Here is a 1049-nt window from a genome sequence, read left to right on the forward strand (position 1 = left end):
TGGACACTATCAGGTTGTTCAAAGCGCAGCTAGAGCAAGGTTGGCCAAAGTGTGAACTTCCTGTGCTTCCTTTGTCTGAGCAGGAGTTAGTGTGGCATTCAGCATAGAGCCATTCTCTACAGAACATAGTGCGATTCCACCTTGGAAGTATTGGGCTCAAACGAGCCCTTTTTCTATTGCACTCGCAACACCTCAAGAAACATTGAATTGGCAACAGCTCTCGCTTCGTGTTACTCAGTACGCGCAGTTGCTCTTGCAGCAAGGTGTTGCGCGCGATGAGGTGGTGACTCTGGTAGGGAAGAACCAAGTTGAAACAGTATTGTTTTATTTAGCTGCGCAACAGTTAGGCGCTATCACCGCGTTGACTATGCCTCAGCCAATCGAGGCGCTACAAGGTAAGCTCTGCACTCTGTACGGCGATCATCAAACGCGTTTTGTTTGGTTAACTCCGGAGTGTGAGTTCGCTTACTCTAGCGAAGAGAAAGCAGCATTAAATGCGATTTTTCTCACTTTGCCTACGGTAGATACCGTGGTTGAAAACACTGAGGATGACTATCAGCACGACAGGTTGGCTTCGATTGTGTTTACCTCAGGCTCAACGGGGGCACCTAAAGCGGTGGTTCATACGCATCGACAGCACCTCGCTTCGGCAGAGGGATTACTTTGTGAGTTCACCTTCCATCAACAAGACACTTGGTTGTTGTCGCTTCCACTTTATCATGTTTCCGGCCTTGCGATTGTCTATCGCTGGTTGTTTGTTGGCGCAACATTGAAAATCGGCACGGGAAGACTGGCAGACGATATCCTCGCGGTTTCACACGCCTCTTTAGTGGCGACTCAACTTGAACGCTTGCTAGATGATGATGTTGAACTGTCACTGACGCACGTTTTGCTGGGGGGCAGTCATGTGGCTCATGAGTTGGCGGTAAGAGCCACAGAAAAAGGCATCGAAACGTGGTTAGGTTATGGTATGACCGAGGCTGCATCTACCGTTACGGCAAAACAGATCAATGACGTAAGCAATGCTGGGCATTTACTAAAAAATCGTA

The 1049-nt window shown here is 48.6% G+C and carries 1 protein-coding gene and 1 pseudogene; both read left to right on the forward strand.

Annotation, left to right across the window (positions count from 1 at the left end; genetic code table 11):
• Nucleotides 1–107 (forward strand): annotated as a pseudogene (locus R8N28_RS26990) (o-succinylbenzoate synthase); the annotation flags it as partial.
• The coding region (locus tag R8N28_RS26995) for an AMP-binding protein (protein WP_318183890.1) at nt 92–1049 on the forward strand (958 nt) is incomplete at its 3' end. The pseudogene R8N28_RS26990 and the gene R8N28_RS26995, both read left to right, overlap by 16 nt.

It is taken from the genome of Vibrio sp. Vb1554 (assembly GCF_033344235.1).